This window comes from Sphingomonas sp. PWP1-2 (assembly GCF_049898305.1).
Taxonomy (GTDB): Bacteria; Pseudomonadota; Alphaproteobacteria; order Sphingomonadales; family Sphingomonadaceae; genus Sphingomonas; species Sphingomonas glacialis.
Genome location: NZ_JAFCXM010000003.1, coordinates 1 through 19,012, shown reverse-complemented (window position 1 = coordinate 19,012; position 19,012 = coordinate 1). Strand labels below are relative to the sequence as shown.

Annotated in this window: 16 protein-coding genes; 12 read left to right on the top strand and 4 right to left on the bottom strand. The window is 66.3% G+C overall.

All coding sequences use genetic code 11. From position 1 onward, the window contains the following. From secD to ACP7C5_RS08530, 4 genes are all read left to right on the top strand, one after another. A complete protein-coding gene (secD, locus tag ACP7C5_RS08545) occupies nucleotides 1-1,587 on the top strand; it encodes a protein translocase subunit SecD (protein ID WP_426263922.1) in 1,587 nt (528 codons plus the stop codon). A gap of 103 nt (nucleotides 1,588-1,690) precedes the next feature. Next, entirely contained in the window at nucleotides 1,691-2,650 is a 960-nt protein-coding gene (gene secF / locus ACP7C5_RS08540) for a protein translocase subunit SecF (protein ID WP_189675959.1), read from the top strand. Continuing rightward, nucleotides 2,650-3,030 (top strand): Mth938-like domain-containing protein, encoded by a 381-nt coding sequence (locus ACP7C5_RS08535; RefSeq protein WP_426263921.1) that lies wholly within the window; start codon nucleotides 2,650-2,652, stop codon nucleotides 3,028-3,030. Before secF ends, ACP7C5_RS08535 begins: the two co-directional genes overlap by 1 nt. Before the next feature lie 55 nt (nucleotides 3,031-3,085). Continuing rightward, nucleotides 3,086-4,267: a DUF3089 domain-containing protein gene (locus ACP7C5_RS08530; RefSeq protein WP_426263920.1), complete on the top strand. Its 1,182-nt coding sequence runs from the start codon at nucleotides 3,086-3,088 to the stop codon at nucleotides 4,265-4,267. On the opposite strand, the gene ACP7C5_RS08525 is transcribed toward ACP7C5_RS08530, so the two are convergent. Together ACP7C5_RS08525 and ACP7C5_RS08520 are read right to left on the bottom strand one after the other, a co-directional pair. Further along, nucleotides 4,253-5,425, bottom strand: a complete 1,173-nt coding sequence (locus ACP7C5_RS08525) for a glycosyltransferase (RefSeq protein WP_426263919.1) — start codon at nucleotides 5,423-5,425, stop codon at nucleotides 4,253-4,255. The two genes, ACP7C5_RS08530 and ACP7C5_RS08525, sit on opposite strands and share 15 nt — an antisense overlap. Nucleotides 5,426-5,495: 70 nt before the next feature. Next, on the bottom strand, nucleotides 5,496-6,320 hold the full coding sequence (locus ACP7C5_RS08520) for a class I mannose-6-phosphate isomerase (protein ID WP_322162345.1): 825 nt from the start codon (nucleotides 6,318-6,320) through the stop codon (nucleotides 5,496-5,498). A gap of 113 nt (nucleotides 6,321-6,433) precedes the next feature. On the opposite strand from ACP7C5_RS08520, the gene ACP7C5_RS08515 reads away from it, so the two are divergent. Beyond that, entirely contained in the window at nucleotides 6,434-7,390 is a 957-nt protein-coding gene (locus ACP7C5_RS08515) for an outer membrane protein assembly factor BamD (protein ID WP_133186104.1), read from the top strand. A gap of 76 nt (nucleotides 7,391-7,466) precedes the next feature. Then, on the top strand, nucleotides 7,467-9,131 hold the full coding sequence (gene recN, locus ACP7C5_RS08510; RefSeq protein WP_426263918.1) for a DNA repair protein RecN: 1,665 nt from the start codon (nucleotides 7,467-7,469) through the stop codon (nucleotides 9,129-9,131). A 143-nt stretch (nucleotides 9,132-9,274) separates the two neighbouring features. Here recN and ACP7C5_RS08505 read toward each other — a convergent pair whose 3' ends face one another. Then, a complete protein-coding gene (locus ACP7C5_RS08505; RefSeq protein ID WP_426263917.1) occupies nucleotides 9,275-9,607 on the bottom strand; it encodes a hypothetical protein in 333 nt (110 codons plus the stop codon). Between the two features lie 350 nt (nucleotides 9,608-9,957). Here ACP7C5_RS08505 and ACP7C5_RS08500 point away from each other — a divergent pair, with 350 nt between their 5' ends. From ACP7C5_RS08500 to ACP7C5_RS08485, 4 genes are all read left to right on the top strand, one after another. Next, the gene (locus tag ACP7C5_RS08500) at nucleotides 9,958-10,164 is read left to right on the top strand and encodes a cold-shock protein (RefSeq protein WP_010185321.1); all 207 of its coding nucleotides are present in this window, start codon (nucleotides 9,958-9,960) and stop codon (nucleotides 10,162-10,164) included. Between the two features lie 41 nt (nucleotides 10,165-10,205). Next, nucleotides 10,206-10,460 carry a hypothetical protein gene (locus tag ACP7C5_RS08495; protein WP_240698987.1) on the top strand — a complete coding sequence of 85 codons (255 nt, stop codon included), beginning with the start codon at nucleotides 10,206-10,208 and terminating at the stop codon, nucleotides 10,458-10,460. A 591-nt stretch (nucleotides 10,461-11,051) separates the two neighbouring features. Then, nucleotides 11,052-13,187: an NAD-dependent DNA ligase LigA gene (ligA, locus tag ACP7C5_RS08490; RefSeq protein WP_426263916.1), complete on the top strand. Its 2,136-nt coding sequence runs from the start codon at nucleotides 11,052-11,054 to the stop codon at nucleotides 13,185-13,187. Nucleotides 13,188-13,377: 190 nt separating this feature from the next. After that, nucleotides 13,378-16,128 carry a TonB-dependent receptor gene (locus tag ACP7C5_RS08485; RefSeq protein WP_322162334.1) on the top strand — a complete coding sequence of 917 codons (2,751 nt, stop codon included), beginning with the start codon at nucleotides 13,378-13,380 and terminating at the stop codon, nucleotides 16,126-16,128. Nucleotides 16,129-16,193: 65 nt separating this feature from the next. On the opposite strand, the gene ACP7C5_RS08480 is transcribed toward ACP7C5_RS08485, so the two are convergent. After that, nucleotides 16,194-16,784 carry an HD domain-containing protein gene (locus tag ACP7C5_RS08480; RefSeq protein ID WP_189675968.1) on the bottom strand — a complete coding sequence of 197 codons (591 nt, stop codon included), beginning with the start codon at nucleotides 16,782-16,784 and terminating at the stop codon, nucleotides 16,194-16,196. A 157-nt stretch (nucleotides 16,785-16,941) separates the two neighbouring features. Between ACP7C5_RS08480 and ACP7C5_RS08475 the strand changes: the two genes are divergently transcribed. Beyond that, nucleotides 16,942-18,066: a sensor histidine kinase gene (locus ACP7C5_RS08475; protein ID WP_426263915.1), complete on the top strand. Its 1,125-nt coding sequence runs from the start codon at nucleotides 16,942-16,944 to the stop codon at nucleotides 18,064-18,066. Beyond that, nucleotides 18,063-18,863, top strand: coding sequence for a LytR/AlgR family response regulator transcription factor (locus tag ACP7C5_RS08470; RefSeq protein ID WP_010185313.1), 801 nt, complete (start codon nucleotides 18,063-18,065; stop codon nucleotides 18,861-18,863). The genes ACP7C5_RS08475 and ACP7C5_RS08470 overlap by 4 nt, the downstream gene beginning before the upstream one ends. Nucleotides 18,864-19,012: the final 149 nt, after the last annotated feature.

The following is a 19,012-nucleotide window of genomic DNA, read 5'->3' as shown; positions in this document are numbered from 1 at the left end:
ATGCTCGATTTCCCGCGCTGGAAGGTCGTCTCGATCCTCGGGTTCCTCGCCTGCCTGATGGCGCTGGCGATCCCGAGTTTCCTGCCTGATTCGGTCACGTCGAAATGGGGCGCCTTTCCGCACCCCAAGGTCAATCTCGGGCTCGATCTCGCCGGCGGCAGCTACATGCTGATCGAGGCCGACACCGACGAGCTGGTCAAGAACCGGCTCGAGGCGATGCGCGAGCAGATCGTCACCGAAATGGCGAAGGGCCCGCCGATCTCGATCGGCGACATCGCGACCGACGGCGGCAAGCTCAGCTTCCTGCTGCGCGACGTGACGCAGCTCGATGCCGCGCGCGAGCGGCTCAACAAGCTCACCGGCGGCGTCGGATACACCGGCCAGCGCGACTGGGACTTGCAGGTGGTCGACTCGTCGCGCGTCGTGATGACGCCGACACAGGCGGGCATCGCCGCGGCGATCAACACCGCGATGGCGACCGCGACTGACGTCGTACGCACGCGCATCGACAAACTCGGCACCAAGGAGCCGACGATCGTCCGCCAGGGCAACGACCGTATCGTCGTCCAGGTGCCGGGTCTGAAGGACCCCAAGGCGCTGCGCGAACTGCTCGGCAAGACCGCCAAGCTCGAATTCAAGATGGTCGACGACACGCCGTATGTGCCCGGCGGCATCGTGCCCGCGGGCAGCCAGGCACTCCCCTATTCCGAGGCCGGCCCCGGCGCGCAGATTCTGGTCAAGCGCCAGGCGATCCTCACCGGCGACCAGTTGCTGACCGCAAGCCAGGGCTTCAAGCAGGACACCAACGAACCGATCGTCAATTTCGGCTTCAACAGCGAAGGCGGCAAGAAGTTCGCGCGGATCACGCAGGACCAGACTGGCAAGCGCTTCGCGGTGATCGTCGATGACAAGGTCATTTCGGCGCCGCGCATCAACACGCCAATTCTTGGCGGGTCGGGCTATATCGAGGGCTCGTTCACGGTCGAATCGGCGAACAACCTTTCGATCGCGCTGAGCTCGGGCAAGCTGCCGATCTCGCTCAAGGTCGTCGAGGAACGCACCGTCGGTCCCGATCTCGGCGCGGATTCGATCCATGCGGGCCTGCTTGCGTCTGGCATCGCAGTCGCCCTCGTCGTGCTGTTCATGATCGCGACCTATGGCCGCTTCGGTTTCTATGCCGACTATGCCGTGGTCATCAACGTCGTCGTCATCATGGGCGTGCTCGCGCTGCTCAACGGTACGCTGACGCTGCCGGGGATCGCGGGGTTCGTGCTGACGATCGGCACCGCGGTCGACGCCAACGTGCTGATCAACGAGCGTATCCGCGAGGAACGCCGCCGCGGTCGCAGCGTGATCCAGTCGGTCGAACTGGGCTACAAGGAAGCGAGCCGGACGATCTTCGAGGCGAACGCGACGCACGCGATTTCGGGGCTGATCATGCTGATGCTCGGCTCGGGCCCGGTGAAGGGTTTCGCGGTCGTGCTGCTGATCGGCATCATCACCTCGGTGTTCACCTCGGTGACCTTCACGCGGATGCTGGTCGTGCTGTGGATTCGCAAGAACCGCCCGACCGAGATCCACATATGACCCCCCTTTTCCGTCACCCCAGCGAAAGCTGGGGTCTCCCTGCGGCAGGCATCGCCCTCGCCCAAAAAGATGCCAGCGTTCGCCGGCATGACGAGGATGTGACATGCGCCTGCTGAAACTCGTTCCCGACAACACCAACCTGCCGTTCGTCTCGCTCCGCAAATGGGCGTTCGGGCTGACCATCCTGCTGTCGCTCGCCGCGATCGGCCTCGTCTTCGCGCGCGGGCTCAACCTCGGCGTCGATTTCGTCGGCGGTCTGATGATCGAGGAGAAGTTCACCACTCCGCCGTCGGTCGACAAGTTGCGCACCACCATCGATCGGCTCAACCTCGGCGATGCCCGCTTGCAGGTCGTGGGCACTGACGGAAAGACGATTTCGATCAAGCTCCCGCCGGTCAAGAGCCAGGCCAAGGACGCGACCGATCGCGTCGTCGCGACGGTGCAGGCCGCAATCGTCAAGGATTTCCCCGACGCCAAATTCTCCAAACAGGATGCGGTGAGCGGCAAGGTCTCCGGCGAACTGATTTGGAAGGGCATCCTCGCGGTCGTTCTCGCCGTCGTCGGGATCGGCCTATTCGCCATCTTCCGTTTCGAATGGCAGTTCGGCGTCTCGACCGTCGTCGCAATCGTTCACGACGTGCTGATGACCTTGGGCTTCTTCGCGCTGACCTGGTACGAATTCGACCTCAACATCGTCGCCGCAGTGCTCACGATCATCGGCTATTCGATCAACGACAAGATCGTGATCGACGACCGCATCCGCGAGAACATGCGCCGCTATCGCAAGATGGACATGTCGAGCATCGTCGATCTCTCGGTCAACGAGACGCTGCCCCGCACCGTGATGACCTCGCTAACGATCCTGCTGGCGCTGTTCGCGCTGCTGATCTTCGGCGGTCACGTGCTGCGCGGCTTCACCGCGGCGATGATCCTCGGCATCTTCGTCGGCACCTATTCGTCGATCTACGTGTCGTCGTCGCTGCTGATCACGCTCGGCCTGCGTCCCGATCCGCGGGTCGACGACGTCCCCGCCGTAACTGCCGGAACGCCCAAGGCACGCTGATGCGAGTCGAGCGCGAGCGCGGCGTCGGGCCGGTGATCACCGCCTTTTCGCGCGGTGGCTTCAAGGTCGAGGCGGGCGAATTCATCGGCGTGTACCGCGCGCTGCGGATCTGGCCCGACGGGTCGGAGGAATGGGCGCCGCCGCCGATCGAAGCATTGACGGTCGAAGCGCTCGGCGCGCTGCTTGCGCTCGATCCGCGCCCGGAATTCCTGCTGCTCGGAACCGGCGCGACGATGCAGCGCCCGCCCCCGAGCTTCGTGCGGGGGTGCGAAGCGCTCGGCATCGGCGTCGAGGCGATGGACAGCCGCGCCGCCGCGCGCGCCTGGGCAGTATTGCGCGGTGAGACGCGTTGGGTCGTGGGCGCGCTGTATCCGCTTTGAAGGCTGGCGCTGCAGCGCTATCCTCCTGCCCAAAGATGTTGGGGGGAGACGTTTCATGAAATCGATCGTGCTGGGCTTGAGCCTGTTTGTCGCGCCGGGCGCCGTTGCCGCGCAGACGCAGCCCGCCGCCGCCTCCGCCGCTTCGCCGGACTATGGCAAGCCCGAGAACTGGCTATGTCGGCCGGGCAAGGTTGATCCGTGCGATGCGAACCAGGATGCGACGATCATCAAGGCCGATGGTTCGCGTAGCACCGAGAAGTTTTCGCCGACCAGCAACCCCAAGTTCGACTGCTTCTACGTCTATCCGACCGTCTCGCTCGATCGCACTCCGAACAGCGACATGATCGCCGGGCCCGAGGAGAACACCGTCGCCGCAGCACAAGCCGGACGCTTCGCCGCGCACTGCCGCGTCTTCGCGCCGCTCTACCGCCAGGTCACGCTCACCGCCCTCCAGGCACTGCTGCTGGGCAAGCCCGTCGTTGCCGACCGCGCGATGGCGTATCGCGACGTGAAGGCGGCGTGGGACGAATATCTCGCCTATGACAATCATGGGCGCGGTGTCGTGCTGATTGGCCACAGCCAGGGTTCGGGAATCCTCAAGCAGCTCGTCGCCGATGCGATCGAGGGGACGCCGACGCAGAAGCTCATCATTTCGGTGCTCATCCCGGGCACCAATGTCGCGGTGCCCGCGGGCAAGGATGTCGGCGGCGATCTCAAAGCGACGCCGCTTTGCCATACCGCCAAGGATGTCGGCTGCGTCGTCAGCTATGTCAGCTTCCGCGCCGATTCGCCCCCACCCGAGAACAGCCGCTTCGGCGTCGTGCCGCAGCCCGGGATGATCGCAGCCTGCGTCAATCCGGCCGCACTCGGCGGCGGCGCGGCGGTGAGCGACGCCTATCTCGGCGCGCGTGGCGCAGGAATGGCGAGCGCGCCGATGGGCCCATGGACGACTGACGCCGCGGCGGTGACCACGCCCTTCGTCAAGGTTCCCGGGCTGATCAGCACCGCCTGCACCAGCACCGGCAAGTTCACCTATCTGGCGGTGTCGGTAAACGCCAAGCCGACCGACAAACGCACGCAGACGATCGTCGGCGATGTCGTGGTTGGCACGCGCATGCTGAAGGATTGGGGACTGCACTTGGTCGACATGCCCGTCGTGATGGGCAATCTGGTCGAACTGAGCGATGCACAGGCGAAGGTCTGGGCGGGCAAGCAGGCGATTTCAGCGGCGCAGTGAAACCAACTGGCTGAGGTGATCGACCAAGGCGGCGGTGTTCGCCGCCCAGGTGAAGCGCGCTGCGCCGGTTCGCACTGCCGCGGGCGGCGGCGGATCGGCGAGCAGCGCTGCGATCGCTGCAGCAAAGGCCTGCGGTGTGCGGTCGGCTATTCGGCCATAAGCGGCGTCGGTCACCACCTCCATCGCCCCGCCTGCGCCGGTGATGACGATTGGCGTGCCGCATGCGAGCGCCTCGACCCAAGCGTTCGCCAGCCCCTCGGACGCTGATGCAAGCGCCATCAGGTCGGCCGCCGCCAACAGCCCCGGCAAGTCGCCATGCGGGATCGCGCCGAGCAGGCGCACGCGGTCGCCGACGCCGCGCGTAGCGATCTGCGACTCGAGCGCGGCGCGCGCAGGACCTTCGCCAGCGATCAGCAACGTGGTGCCAGGAAGCGACGCGACCGCGTCGATCACGACGTCATGGCCCTTGCGCGGGATGAGGGCGCCGACCGAGACGACCAATGGTCCCGTCACGCCGTACCTTGCCTTGCCCACGCTGCGGTCGTGCGGCGCGAAGCGGTCGAGATCGACGCCAGTATGATGGACGCGGATCCGCTCCGCCGGGATACCAAGCGCGATCATGTCGGCGCGCATCGCCTGCGATACCGCCAGCACGCCGTTCGCCGTTTGCCCGGCCGTCACGACCTGCGCGTTGGTGGCGGGTGTGGTGCCCCAATGGTGGATATCGGCGCCGCGTGCCTTGATCGACACCGGCACACCGAAATGCTGGCCGAGCGCCACCGCGGCGGGACCGTCGGGAAAGAAGAACTCGGCGTCGATCACGTCGAAGGCGAAGTCGCGGCGGATCTGGGTGAGCAGAGGGATCAGCCGCTTGGTCAGCGCGCGTGCATGGAATCGCCCCGCCGTCCCCGGTAGCGTCGTAAAGCGTGGGCGATAGGTCGCGAGACCCTTCCACGTCTCGCGCTCGGGAAGCGCGGATAGCGCAGCATAATGAGCATGGCGCGACAGCGGCCACGGCGGCAGCCCGACCGGCGCGACCAGCCTGAGATCGATGTCCGGATGGGCCGCCAGTCCCAACGTCTGCCGCTCGACGAAAATGCCGAAGTTCGGCCGCGACGCATCGGGGAACAGCGTGGAGAGGGTGAGGACACGGAGCATGGCCGCATCGCTAGCACGAGAGTGTAAAGGTCTTCTCCCCTCGCGTGTCCGCGAGGGGAGACGCGATCGATCAGATGCGCTTATCGCCCGGATAGGCGAGCAGCAAATCGCTCTCGGCGTCGGACGAAATCTCGCAGCGGCCCTCGAGCAACAGGCACTCGCCCGCCTTGAACGCGACACCGTCGACCGTGCCGGAACCCGCGACGGGAACGAACCAGCCCGGAACGCCAGCGGGCAGATCGATCACGCGGTGGCCGCCGGCAAAGCGCTCGGTGACGAACTTGGGGCCTTCGGACAGGATCTGGTGGTCCTTGCCGTCGGAGGGCGGGGTCGGCAGGGGCACGAACGGCACCGGGTCGGACACCTTGACCCCGGCATCGAGATGCAGTTCGCGGTCGCTGCCATAATCGTACAGGCGATAGGTCAGATCGACGTTCTGCTGGACTTCGATCGTGGTGATCCCTGCGCCGATCGCGTGGATCGTGCCGGCCTCGTTATAGTAAAAGTCGCCCGCCTTGACCGGCTTCCAATCGAGCAGATGCTCGATCGAGCCGTCGAGCGAGGCGGCGCGCAACTGCTCGTGCGTCATCGGCTCGAGCGTCCCGATCGCGATGGTCGAATCGGGTTCGGCGGCGAGGATCAGCCACGCTTCGTCCTTGCCGCGCGGATAGCCCGCGGCCTGCGCGGCAGCGTCATCCGGATGCACCTGCACCGACAATTTCTCGCTGGTGAACAGATATTTGATCAGCAATTCTGGCTCGCCCGCATGCGGCGTCTGGAACCACACTTCGCCGACCTTTTCACCACCGGGCGCAGGATCGGCAAAACCGGGCCACAAGGTATGACGCCCCCAGGGCTTTTCGACGCGTTTGGTGGCGAGCAAAGTGGCAGTCACGGTGATGATTCTCCTGTCGGTGCCTCATATGCCAACGCATCGTCGCGTCCAAGCGATCCGTGCGTGTTAAAAGGATTGTTCGCGCGTCGGCGGTTGCGCTAAGGCTGGCACCAATGCGCACCCCCCTGCCCCGCTCGCCCTTTCTCCGCAGCCTCGCGATCGGTCTGATCGCCGCGACCGCGCTCACCACCACGGGGTGCGCGCGCAACAGGACCAAGGGCGACATCCCCTACGTCGCGCGCGACGTCGGCACGCTCTACACGGCAGCGCGCAAGCAGCTCGACCAGCGCAATTACAAGATCGCCGCCGCGCTGTTCGACGAAGTCGAGCGCCAGCACCCCTATTCGGTATGGGCGCGCCGCGCGCAGTTGATGAGCGCGTTCAGTTACTATCTCGCGCATGACTACACCGCCTCGATCCAGTCGGCGCAGCGCTTTTTGACGGTGCATCCGGGCAACCGCGACGCCGCCTATGCCTATTACCTCGTCTCGCTCGGCTATTACGAGCAGATCAGCGACGTCACGCGCGACCAGAAGATCACGCAGCAGGCGCTCGATTCGCTCGGCGAGCTGATGCGCCGCTATCCCAACACGCGCTACGCCGCCGATGCGCGGCTCAAGGTCGATCTGGTCCGCGACCATCTCGCCGGCAAGGAAATGGAGATCGGGCGCTTCTACGAAGTGCGTGGGCAGTGGCTCGCTGCCAACGGCCGCTTCCGCAAGGTCGTCGAGGAGTACCAGACGACGACGCACACGCCCGAGGCGCTGATGCGGCTGACCGAGACCTATCTCGCGCTCGGCGTTCCCGACGAGGCGCGCAAGTCCGCCGCCGTGCTCGGTGCCAATTATCCCGGCACGCAGTGGTACGAGCGCGCCTACAAGCTCAGCAACGAGCATCCCCCGGTGAACGTCGCCGCGCTCGCGCCGGGGCAGCAGATCGTTGCCGACCGGACCAGCGTCGCCGATTCGATTCCGGGCAAGAGCAATGACATCAAGCGCGACACCAGCGCAGCCGCCCCGATCGGCGGCGGCTCGGGGACCAACCCGGGCAACCCCAATCCGGGCAACTGAGTCGCACCGGCGCCGGTTCGATTGAAAAGAACGTTACCGGAACGCGGTCAACTCGGCTAAAGGGCAAGGCGACCCCATGCTGATCTCCCTGGCCATTCGCGACGTCGTGCTGATCGAAGCGCTGGACCTGCAGTTCGGGCAGGGCCTCGGCGTGCTGACCGGCGAGACGGGCGCGGGCAAGTCGATCCTGCTCGACGCGCTCGGGCTTGCGCTCGGTGCGCGCGGCGAAGCCGGCCTCGTTCGCCAAGGTGCCGCGCAGGCGATCGTCACCGCGACCTTCGACACCCCCGCGCCGGATGGCCCGGTCGTGGCGCTGCTTACCGAAAACGGGCTCGAGCTCGATCCCGGCGAGCCGCTGATGATCCGCCGCATCGTCAAGGCCGATGGCGGCAGCCGCGCCTTCGTCAACGATCAGCCTGCGTCTGCCGGGCTGCTGCGCGAACTCGCGCCGTATCTCGTCGAGATCCACGGGCAGCATGACGATCGCGGGCTGCTCAACGCGCGCGGTCATCGTGCGCTGCTCGACGCGTTCGGGCGCGTTGCGGCGGGATCGACCGCCGCCAGCTACAAGGCGCTGCGCGATGCCGAGGCGGCGCTCGCCGAAGCGCGCGCGACGATCGACACCGCGGCGCGCGACCGCGAGTGGCTCGAACATGCCGTCGGCGAACTGCGCGCGCTCGCGCCCGAGCCGGGGGAGGAGGAAGCGCTCGCCGATCGCCGCCGGACGATGCAGCGCTCGGAAAAGATCGCCGAGGATCTGCTTGCGATCGAGAATTGGCTCGAGGGATCGGATGGCGGGCTCGCCCAACTCCGCCAGGCGGCGCGCGTGCTCGAACGCATCGCCGAGGACCATGCCGCGCTTGCCGACGCGCTCGCTGCGGTCGACCGCGCGGTGATCGAGGGCGCGGTCGCAGAGGAGAAGCTGCGCGAGGCGAAGACCGATCTGTGGTTCGATCCCGCCAGCCTCGAGGATGACGAGACGCGGCTGTTCGAGCTGCGCGCAATGGCGCGCAAGCACCGCGTCCAGCCCGACGAGCTGGCGGGTCTGGCGAGCGAGCTCGAAGCCAAGCTCGCGGCGCTCGAGGCCGGCGAAGAGGGGCTTGCCGCGCTCGAGGCGAAACTGGCCAAGGCGCGCGCCGCCTATGACACCGCCGCCGCCGCGCTGACCAAGGCGCGCACCGCCGCCGCGCTCCAGCTCGATGCTGCGGTGAAGGGCGAACTCGTCCCGCTCAAGCTCGATGCCGCGCGCTTCCGCACCGTTGTTGCGCCCGCTCCGCCCGAAGCATGGTCGGCGGCAGGCAAGGACCGTGTCGAGTTCGAGATCTCGACCAACCCCGGCGCGCCGTTCGCACCGCTCGTCAAGATCGCCTCGGGTGGCGAATTGTCGCGCTTCATCCTCGCGCTGAAGGTCGCGCTCGCCGAGCAGGGCGGCGCTGCGACGATGATCTTCGACGAGATCGACCGCGGCGTCGGCGGTGCCGTGGCGAGCGCGATCGGCGAGCGGCTCGCGCGGCTTGCCGATGCCACGCAATTGCTCGTCGTCACGCACAGCCCGCAGGTCGCGGCGCGCGGCGGGCATCATCTGCTGATCGCCAAGCGCCACGACGGCGCGGTCACGCGGACCGGCGTGACCGCGCTCGACATCGCGCAGCGCCGCGAGGAGATTGCGCGGATGCTGTCTGGCGCGACGATCACGCCCGAGGCGCGCGCGCAGGCCGAGCGGTTGATCGAGACCGCCTGAGGAACTCCTCGAAGCCCTCCCCCGTCGTCACCCCGGCCTTGTGCCGGGGCGCACCGTCCCACGCGTGCTGCGTGGGCAGGATGCGCGGCACGGTGGACCCCGGCACAGGGCCGGGGTGACGGCTATCGAGGAGGACGCTCCCCTCAAAACGGCATCGTCACCGTGAACAGGATCCGCTTTGCGAGCTTGCCGTCGATCGTCGCGCCAGGCTCGGTATGGAGGTTCCCCCGCGCGCCCTTGCCGAGATCGACCCCGATCCCGGGCCCGCCGACCTCGGCATATTTCTCGGGCAGAGGCCGGACGCGATACTGTTCGCCCGCGTCGCGCTTGCCGCAGACGACGATGTCGCGCGACGGCTCGGTGCTCGAACAGCCGCCGGGATGCCAGGCCGCCGGGAGATCGACGCTCGCGCGCGCCGTGCGTTGCGGCTCGGGGGAATCGGCGGTCTGCAATGCAACGAGCAGCGGCAAGATCATGTCGGCAAACCCCATCCCGGATGCGCAAAGGCTAGCGCGCCCGTCCGGTGCTGTATAGCGCGCGACTTTTGCGTAACGACCTGCTATAGCCCTTGCATCGCGCGAGTCCGTACAAGCTTTTTCGCGACTGAGAGACCCCCTGCGCTCCCGCTTGATTGGCACCGGACGCGCATTTTGGCTTCTCTGTTCATCCCCTTTCGTCACTCAGCCCGCTGCGGACCCACCGCGCGCGGGTGACACCGTCATCGGATGCGCCGGCCGGGGCCGGACGTCGCATCCGTCTTTGATCTCGGCCCCACTCCGGCGCTTTCGCATGATCTGCGCGGCGATCCGGCACTAAGGAATACACTATGGCTATCGGCACCGTTAAGTTCTTCAACGCCGACAAGGGTTACGGTTTCATTGCGCCTGAGGGCGGCGGCGGCGATGCGTTCGTCCATATCAGCGCGGTCGAAGCCGCCGGCATGGCGACGCTCGATCGCGACCAGCGCGTTTCGTACGAGCTGGAAGAGGATCGCCGCGGCAAGGTCTCGGCCGTCCGTCTCGCCCAGGCCTGACGCGTTTGGGGGTGTCGCCAGCCGGCGGCACCCCTTTTTATGTGGCCCCTCCCTCGCTCAGGAGACCTCCGACGAACACCACCGCCATCTTCTATCGCGACCGCGCCCGCCAGGCCGAGTCCGAAGCTGCCACCGCCACGCTCGACAACGTCCGCACGCGCCATCTGCGCGCCGCCAAGGCGTGGGACGAAATGGCGACCCGCGCCGAAAAGACCGCCGAGCGCAAATCGACCAACGAGGAAGCCAAGCTCGCCGCCGAGATGACCGAGGATGACGACGAGGTCGTGACCCCCTAGCGGCGGACCGCCGTTAGCGACCCCGTCCGGCCATCGCGACCCGCGGAAGCGCGTGTCGCGTGCTTGACTCGATTGACCCCAAGACGCGGTATATACAGCGGCGATCGTTTCCGTTTTTGCATGAATGCAATTGGGCAGATCCGACGATTTCAAAGAGCGTTCCGGTACATATCATGAACGCGACGTGTAGGACAGCGCCTTGTCCGCTTTCGCCCAATTGCGGACATTAAGCGTCCGCTGCATTCTTTGACCATGAGCTATCGCAATGAGAGAGGCAGGAGCTGGGGCGTGGCAGTCGCTTGCTTCATTGCGGGGCCGCTAGCGCTTGCGTGGGTTGCTATCAGCGTCGTGGGTGGCAGTCTTGTTTGTGCAGATGAAGCTGCTCACTGCGCCGGCGTACTTTGGCCCCTCGTCTCTGGCCTCGCTGTCATCGCTGCGACGGCCGTGGCTTTCGGTTGGATGATCAACCTTGTCATCAACGGAATATTCCGAAGCCGCTAGCGGCAGGTTCCCACCAATTCCCGCCATTCGCTCTCTCTACGTCGCGCCACGCCTTGATGCCGCCCCCCGCTCTCCGGTAACGCCAAGCGCATGAGCGCTCCCCTCCCCGCCACCGAAACCGAAGCCGCCGCCGAACTCGCGCGGCTGGCGGAGCAGATCGCCTATCATAACGCGCGCTATCACACCGAGGACGCGCCCGAGATCAGCGACGCCGACTTCGACGCGCTGCGTGCGCGCAACACCGCGCTCGAGGCGGCCTTCCCGCAGCTCATCCGCGCCGATTCGCCCGCGCTCCAGGTCGGCGCCGCGCCCGCCGCGCATCTCGCCAAGGTCGCGCATGCGCGGGCGATGACGAGCCTCGACAATGCCTTTACCGACGAGGACGTCGCCGAATTCGTCGCGCGCGTGCGGCGCTTCCTCGCGCTGCCCGACGACGCGCCCATAGAGCTCACCGCCGAGCCCAAGATCGACGGCCTGTCCTGCTCGCTGCGCTACGAACAGCGTCGGCTCGTCCAGGCATTGACCCGCGGCGACGGGCAGGTCGGCGAGGACGTCACCGCCAATGTCGCGCACATCCCCGACATCCCGCAGAGCCTCCCCGCCGACGCGCCCGACATCTTCGAGGTGCGCGGCGAGGTCTATATGGCAAAGGCCGATTTCGCCGGCCTCAACGCCCGGCTGCTCGCCGAGGCCGAAGCCGCCGGCAAGGACGCGCGCCAGTTCGCCAACCCGCGCAACGCCGCCGCCGGGTCGCTCCGCCAGAAGGACGCCGCGGTCACCGCGACGCGACCGCTGCGCTTCTTCGCCTGGGGCTGGGGCGAAACCAGCGCGCTCCCCGGCGAGACGCAAAGCGCCAACGTTGCCGCCTTGCGCGACTGGGGCTTCCAGGTCGCGAGCGGTTTCGCGCACGCACCAACGACCGACGCCGCGCTCGCCGTCTACCGCGCGATCGAGCACCAGCGCGCCGACCTTCCGTTCGACATCGACGGCGTCGTCTACAAGCTCGACCGGCTCGACTGGCAGGCGCGGCTCGGCACCGTCGGGCGCACCCCGCGCTGGGCGATCGCGCACAAATTCCCCGCCGAGCGCGCCGAGACCACCCTGACAGCCATCGACATCCAGGTCGGTCGCACCGGCGCGCTGACCCCGGTCGCGCGGCTCGCGCCCGTGACGGTCGGCGGCGTCGTCGTCACCAATGCCACGCTGCACAATGCCGACGAGATCGAGCGGCTCGGCGCGCGCGTCGGCGACCGCGTCGTGCTTCAGCGCGCGGGCGACGTCATCCCGCAGATCGTCGAGGTGCTGACGTGCGATGAGGACCGCCCCGCCTTCGCCTTCCCGACGACCTGCCCCGAATGCGGCTCGCTCGCCGAGCGCGGCGAAGGCGAGGTCGTCGTGCGCTGCACCGGCGGGCTGATCTGCCCGGCGCAGCGCGTCGAGCGGCTGATCCATTTCGTCTCGCGCCACGCCTATGACATTAGCGGGCTGGGGCTGGTGCGGATCGAGGAATTCTTCCGCGACGGGCTGATCGCCTCGCCCGCCGATATCTTCCGGCTCCACGAACACCGCGCCCAGCTGGTGACGCGCGAGCGGATGTCCGAGCTCGTCGTCGACAAATTGCTCGCGGCGATCGATCTGCGGCGCCAGATCGGGCTCGACCGCTTCCTGTTCGCGCTCGGCATCCGCCATGTCGGCGAGATCACCGCGCGTGACCTCGCGCGTCGCTATGTCAGCTATGCGGCGTTCGCCGAGATGATCGCGCGCGTGCTTGCGGTGCGCGAAGCGACGGTGCCCGCGCTCGGCGAGACCGAGGCGAAGTTCGTCGTGCGTCGCGGGCGCGTGCTCGCCGATGCGATCGAGACCGCGGGGATCGGCCCCGAAGTCGCCGACGCGCTGATCGAGTTCTTCGCCGAGCCGCACAATCGCGACGTCGTCGCGGCGCTGCTGCGCGAAGTGACGCCGACCGACGTCGTCCATCAGACCCGCGAGTCGCCGGTCAGCGGCAAGACCGTGGTGTTCACCGGCAGCCTCGAGACGATGAGTCGCGACGAGGCCAAGGCGCAGGCCGAACTGCTCGGTGCGCGCGTGGCAGGATCGGTTTCGGCCAAGACCGATCTCGTCGTCGCGGGGCCTGGCGCAGGATCGAAACTGAAAAAGGCGGCGGATCTGAAAGTTACGGTGATCGACGAAGCAGGTTGGGCCGAGATCGTCGCCGCTGCCCGCTAAGTCCCGGACGCCCCGTCGGTTACCCTGTGATGCTAATATGCAACGGTTCCCAACCGTTTTTAACCGAAGATGAACAGTCTGCATGACTTGTCATTGAACAGAAATATAACGCGTGCAGGGGCTCCGGTCGACGGAGCGTGACGGCTAGAGGCCGAACGCCGACGATCACGATATTCTGTGGGGAACGAGCATGAACACGAAGCTATTCACTGGCGTGGCGTTTGCCGCGCTCCTGATTCCGGGCGTAGCCTTCGCGCAGTCGTCGGGTTCGACCGACTTTGACGCGGGCACCGACATCGTCGTCACCGGCACGAAGACCGGCAAGGGCGGCATCACCGTTCCCGACGTCCCCAAGACGCGCATCACCGTCGGCGCCGACACGATCAGCCGCCAGCGTCCGGGCCAGACCGTCAACGAGATCATCAATCTGGTCCCCGGCGTCAGCTTCCAGAACAACGACGCGACCGGCGCCGCCGGCGGCACCTTCACGATCCGCGGCTTCGACAGCTCGCGCATCTCGCAGACGCTCGACGGTATCCCGCTCAACGACACCGGCAACTACGCGATCTATTCGAACCAGCAGCAGGATCCCGAGACGCTCGACTCGATCAGCGTCAACCTCGGCTCGACCGACGTCGACAGCCCGACCGCTTCGGCCGTCGGCGGCACCGTCAACATCCGCACGCGCAAGCCGACGCAAGACTTCAGCGCGATGATGAGCGGCACCTACGGCACGTATCTCGGCCAGGGCGACCCGCTCAACCGCTCGATCTTCCGCGTCTACGGCTCGGTCGACACCGGCGAAATCGCGCACACCGGCGTCCGCGCGTTCTTCACGGGGTCGAGCATCAGCGCCGACAACCCCTTCAGCAACTATTCGCGCCTGAAGAAGCAGCAGTATAACGCGCGCATCTTCAAGGATCTCGGCGACAATGGCGACTTCCTGTCGCTCGCCGGCCAGTGGAACGAGAACCGCAACAACTTCCTCGGTTCGGTGCCGCTGCGCAACGATCTGACCAACGGCGCCTTCGCACGCGTCGTCGGTCCGAACTCCTCGAACCGCGCCCCCCTCACCGGGGCAGAGCGTTTCTACAACATCAACTATCCGTGCGTCATCGGTGGCCCGACGCCGACCGGCGCGACCGCCGGCGCGGCCTGCGGCACCGAGTTCGACCGTCGCTTCAACCCGTCGAACACCGGCAACGTCCGCTTCGGTTCGCGCTTCACGCTCACGCCGAAGCTCGTGCTCACGCTCGATGCCAGCTACCAGTACGTCAAGGCCAATGGCGGCGGCACGGTGTCGCTGCTCGAAGGTTGCGGCAATCTCGGCAGCGCGACGGTCCGCACGTGCGGCCCCAACAGCGTCCTCGGCGTGATCAACACCACGGGCAACACGGGTAACGGCGCGCCCGGCGGCTTTGGCTATTACACCGGTCGCGATCTCAACGGCGACGGCGTGATCAGCCCGACCACGAGCGTTCTCGCAATCGCGCCGAGCCAGACGCAGACGCGTCGCTTCGTCGGCGTCGCCGGTCTCGCCTATGAGTTCGACGAGAACAACCGCGTCCGCATCGCCTATACCGGCGACTATGGCCGCCATCGCCAGACGGGCGAAGCCGGCTTCCTCAACACCGACGGCACCCCGCTCGACGTGTTCCCGGTCAATAACGGCGTCAAGGACGCGAACGGCGCGCTGATCGAGAAGCGCAACCGCAAGTCGCTCGCGATCCTCAACCAGGTCTCGGCCGAATATCGCGGCAAGTTCTTCGACGACAAGCTCGTCGCGACGCTCGGCGTGCGTGGCACGTTCTTCCGCCGCGACTTGACGCAGAACTGCTTCACGGTCGCTGCCAACACCAACGTGTCGTGCGTCTCGCCGACGCAGACGGCGGCCTATGCCGCGGCGAACCCATACACCTACTTCGCGCCGGGCGTGACGACGGTGAACGGCGTCAACCGTCCGGTCGTCGCGGGTACGTCGTGCGCGGTGTTGACCTCGGCGTGCGTCGTCGGCTTCGCGCCGCCGCAGAACCGCATCCGCAACTACAACCGCGCGCTGCCCAATGTCGGCCTGACCTACAACTTCACCAACGCGATCAGCATGTATGCGAGCTTCTCGCAGGGTCTGTCGGTGCCGAGCACGGACAACCTCTACAGCTCGTTCTATTATGCCGACGGTTCGCCGCAGTCGAAGCCCAAGCCCGAGACGACCGACAGCTACGAACTCGGTGCACGCTACACGACGGGCAAGGTCCAGGCGCAGATCGCTGGCTGGTACACCAAGTTCAAGAACCGTACCGTCACCATCTATGACGTCGAGAGCGACGCCAGCGTGTCGCGCAACCTCGGCACGGTCGACAAATACGGCTTCGACGGCTCGGTGTCGTACACGCCGGTCCGCAACCTGACCGCGTATCTGTTCGGTTCGTACCTGCACTCGAAGATCCGCGACAATTTCGAAGCGGGTCGTACCGGCACGACGATCAACTACTTCCAGACGGCGGGCAAGCGCGAGGGCGGCGCGCCGACCTGGATGGGCGGCGGTCGTCTGCAGGGCACCGTCGGGATCTTCGATCTCGGCGCGCAGGCCAAGTACACCGGTTCGCGCTTCGTCAACGACGAGAACCTGCCGGTCTACACCTGCACCGGCACCGTTTCGGGCGGGCTGTGCCCAGTGGCATCGCAGAACCAGATCTACGGTGCGAAGATCCCGAGCTACACGATCGTCGACCTCGACGTTCGCATCAACATCGGCCAGCTGCTCGGCAACAACCGCAAGACCTTCTTCCAGGTCAACGTCAGCAACCTGTTCGACAAGGTCTATATCGGCGGCCTGAGCGGCTCGGGCGGCTTTGTCGGCCTGCCGAACCGCTACTCGATCGGCAATGCCGTCATCGGCACGCCGCGGTCGATCACCGGCTCGCTGGTGATCGGGCTCTAAGCCTTCTTACAGTTCGTCACGACGGCCGCCGTCCCCGCAAGGGGGCGGCGGTTTTCGTTTGGGCCTCACGCTTCCGCTGCGGCCTTGGCGTAGAGCGACTGGATCGGGCGCGCGAAGACGCGGCCGACCATCGGCTCGAAGAACGACAAAGGCGCGCTGTCATAGGTCGGGTCGAACGCCGCCTGATCGTATTTCTCGCAGAATTCGGCGCACGCCTCGAAATGCGGGTGCCCGCGATATTGCTCGCGCAAGTCGCGGTCGCCGCCGATATAGTGGAAGAAGTAATAGCCCTGGAACACGCCGTGGGTGTTGGCGATCCAGTGGACTTCCTCCGACACGAACGGGCGCAGCATGGCAGCGCCGATCTCGGGATGGTTGTAGGTGCCGAGCGTGTCGCCGATGTCGTGGAGCAACGCCATCACGACATAGGCCTCGTCACGCCCGTCGCGGTGCGCGCGCGTCGCGGTCTGGAGCGAATGTTCGAGCCGGTCGACCGGGAAGCCGCCATAGTCGCCGTCGAGCAGCTTGAGGTGTGTCAGCACGCGATTGGGGAGCGTCCTGGCGAATTGGCCGAAATGGCCGGCGATCAGGCTCCAGTCGGCCTGGGTGCCGTGCTCCATCGCGGTGAACTGCGCGCGGTCGGGCTGGTCGTTCATGATGCTCTCCACGGTGTTATCGTCACCCCGGGCTTGTCCCGGGGTCCACCGTGCCTCGTGGACACAGCCCGCGGAATATGCGGCGCGGTGGACCCCGGGACAAGCCCGGGGTGACGGGTGCTTTGCGCAACGCGCCCAGCCGGGCTAAGACGGCCGGATGCCGCTTTTCACCCGACCCGCGATCTTCTCGCGGCCCTTCTTCGAGGATAAGGGCCGCGCCTTCTGGACGCTGCAAGCGGCCGGCTGGACCGGCTACCTCATCCTCCGCGGCGTCTCGAGCGTGTCGAATGCCGCCGACGTGTCGGTGGTGGTGCCTGTCGTGATCGAGTCGATCGTCGGCTACAGCATCACGCTGCTGCTCGCGACGGTGTACCATTATTACCGCCGCCAGCCGCGCTTCGCGATGGCGATCCTGACGATCATCACGCTCGCCGCCGCGACCTTGCTCTACGCGGTGCTCGACGCCTTCTCCTTCTCGTTCATCAAGCTGCAGAGCCCGGGGCTCAACATCAGCCTGGTGCTCGGCACGATCTTCCTCAACTTCACCGTGCTCGCGGGGTGGACCGCGCTCTATTTCGGGATCAATTTCTACCTGATCGTCGAGGATCAGATCGACCAGCTCGCCACGCTCGAGAACACCGCGTCGGCGGCGCAGCTCGCGATGCTGCGCTATCAGCTCAACCCGCATTTCCTGTTCAACACGCTCAATTCGATCTCGACGCTGGTGCTGCTCAAGGAAACCGAGCGCGCCAATGCGATGCTCGGGCGGCTGTCGTCGTTCCTGCGCTACACGCTCGCCAACGAGCCGACCGCGCACGTCACGGTGCAGCAGGAGTTCGAGACGCTGAAACTGTATCTCGAGATCGAGAAGATGCGCTTCGAGGAGCGGTTGCGACCGACCTTCGACGTCGATGTGCGCGTCGCCAAGGCGCGACTGCCGTCGCTGCTGCTCCAGCCGCTCGTCGAAAACGCGATCAAATACGCGGTGACCCCGCAGGAAGATGGCGCCGAAATCGCGGTTACCGCGCGGCTCACCGGGGATCGGGTGCAGATCGTCGTATCCGACACCGGCCCCGGCTTGAACGAAACAAAGGCGCGGCAGAGCGTTTCTCCAAGCCAGGCTCTTTCAACCGGGGTTGGCCTTGCCAATATCAGGGAGAGGCTGGCCCAGGCTTACGGGCCGGACCACAAATTCGAGACGCGATCGATCCCGGGGGGCGGTTTCGGGGTCGAGATTGAAATCCCGTTCCAGCTCGAGGAACCGAAGAAAGAGTTTGCATGACGATCCGCACCATCCTCGTCGATGACGAAAAACTAGCTACCCAGGGGCTCGCGCTGCGCCTTGCCGCGCACGAAGACGTGGAAATCGTCGACACCTGCATGAACGGTCGCGAGGCGATCCGTGCGATCAAGACGCACAAGCCAGATCTGGTCTTCCTCGACATCCAGATGCCGGGGTTCGACGGCTTCTCGGTCGTTCAGGGGCTGATGGAGGTCGAGCCGCCGCTGTTCGTGTTCGTCACCGCCTATTCCGACCATGCGCTGAAGGCGTTCGAGACCGACGCGGTCGATTATTTGATGAAGCCGGTCGAGGAATCGCGCCTCGCCGACACGCTCGACCGGGTGCGCCAGCGGCTGACCGAGAAGCGCGGGGTCGAGGAAGTCGACCGCTTGAAGGAAGTGATCGCCGAGATCGCGCCCGATTCGGTCGAGAACCTTGCCGAGGGCGGCGAGCAGGTTTCGGCCAACCGCTTCGAGAAGCTGATCAACATCAAGGATCGCGGGCAGATCTTCCGCGTCGATGTCGACACGATCGAGCGGATCGATGCCGCGGGCGATTACATGTGCATCTATACCGGCGACAACACGCTGATCCTGCGCGAGACGATGAAGGATCTGGAGAAGCGGCTCGATCCGCGGCGGTTCCAGCGGGTGCATCGCTCGACGATCGTCAACCTCGACCTGGTCAAGGAAGTGAAGCCGCACACCAATGGGGAGTGCTTCCTGGTGTTGCAGTCGAACGCGCAAGTGAAGGTGTCGCGCAGCTATCGCGACGTGGTCGCGCGGTTCGTGCACTAAGTGATGCTGCTCCCCTCCCCTTCAGGGGAGGGGTTGGGGGTGGGGCCGGGTCTCACCGAGACCAACGGCCGCAGTCACGGGGGGGGCGCCCCCCCCCCCCCCCCCCCCCCCCCCCCCCCGCCGGGCGGGGGGCGGGGGAGGGACCGCCC

Bases quoted from the DNA above. Each gene is read 5' to 3' on its own strand.
- recN (WP_426263918.1), top strand. From the start codon at position 7,467: ATGCTGATCTCCCTGGCCATTCGCGACGTCGTGCTGATCGAAGCGCTG.
- ACP7C5_RS08480 (WP_189675968.1), bottom strand. From the start codon at position 16,784: ATGAACGACCAGCCCGACCGCGCGCAGTTCACCGCGATGGAGCACGGC.
- ACP7C5_RS08475 (WP_426263915.1), top strand. From the start codon at position 16,942: ATGCCGCTTTTCACCCGACCCGCGATCTTCTCGCGGCCCTTCTTCGAG.
- ACP7C5_RS08500 (WP_010185321.1), top strand. From the start codon at position 9,958: ATGGCTATCGGCACCGTTAAGTTCTTCAACGCCGACAAGGGTTACGGT.
- ACP7C5_RS08505 (WP_426263917.1), bottom strand. From the start codon at position 9,607: ATGATCTTGCCGCTGCTCGTTGCATTGCAGACCGCCGATTCCCCCGAG.
- ligA (WP_426263916.1), top strand. From the start codon at position 11,052: ATGAGCGCTCCCCTCCCCGCCACCGAAACCGAAGCCGCCGCCGAACTC.
- ACP7C5_RS08525 (WP_426263919.1), bottom strand. From the start codon at position 5,425: ATGCTCCGTGTCCTCACCCTCTCCACGCTGTTCCCCGATGCGTCGCGG.
- secF (WP_189675959.1), top strand. From the start codon at position 1,691: ATGCGCCTGCTGAAACTCGTTCCCGACAACACCAACCTGCCGTTCGTC.
- ACP7C5_RS08470 (WP_010185313.1), top strand. From the start codon at position 18,063: ATGACGATCCGCACCATCCTCGTCGATGACGAAAAACTAGCTACCCAG.
- ACP7C5_RS08535 (WP_426263921.1), top strand. From the start codon at position 2,650: ATGCGAGTCGAGCGCGAGCGCGGCGTCGGGCCGGTGATCACCGCCTTT.
- ACP7C5_RS08530 (WP_426263920.1), top strand. From the start codon at position 3,086: ATGAAATCGATCGTGCTGGGCTTGAGCCTGTTTGTCGCGCCGGGCGCC.
- ACP7C5_RS08485 (WP_322162334.1), top strand. From the start codon at position 13,378: ATGAACACGAAGCTATTCACTGGCGTGGCGTTTGCCGCGCTCCTGATT.
- ACP7C5_RS08515 (WP_133186104.1), top strand. From the start codon at position 6,434: ATGCGCACCCCCCTGCCCCGCTCGCCCTTTCTCCGCAGCCTCGCGATC.
- secD (WP_426263922.1), top strand. From the start codon at position 1: ATGCTCGATTTCCCGCGCTGGAAGGTCGTCTCGATCCTCGGGTTCCTC.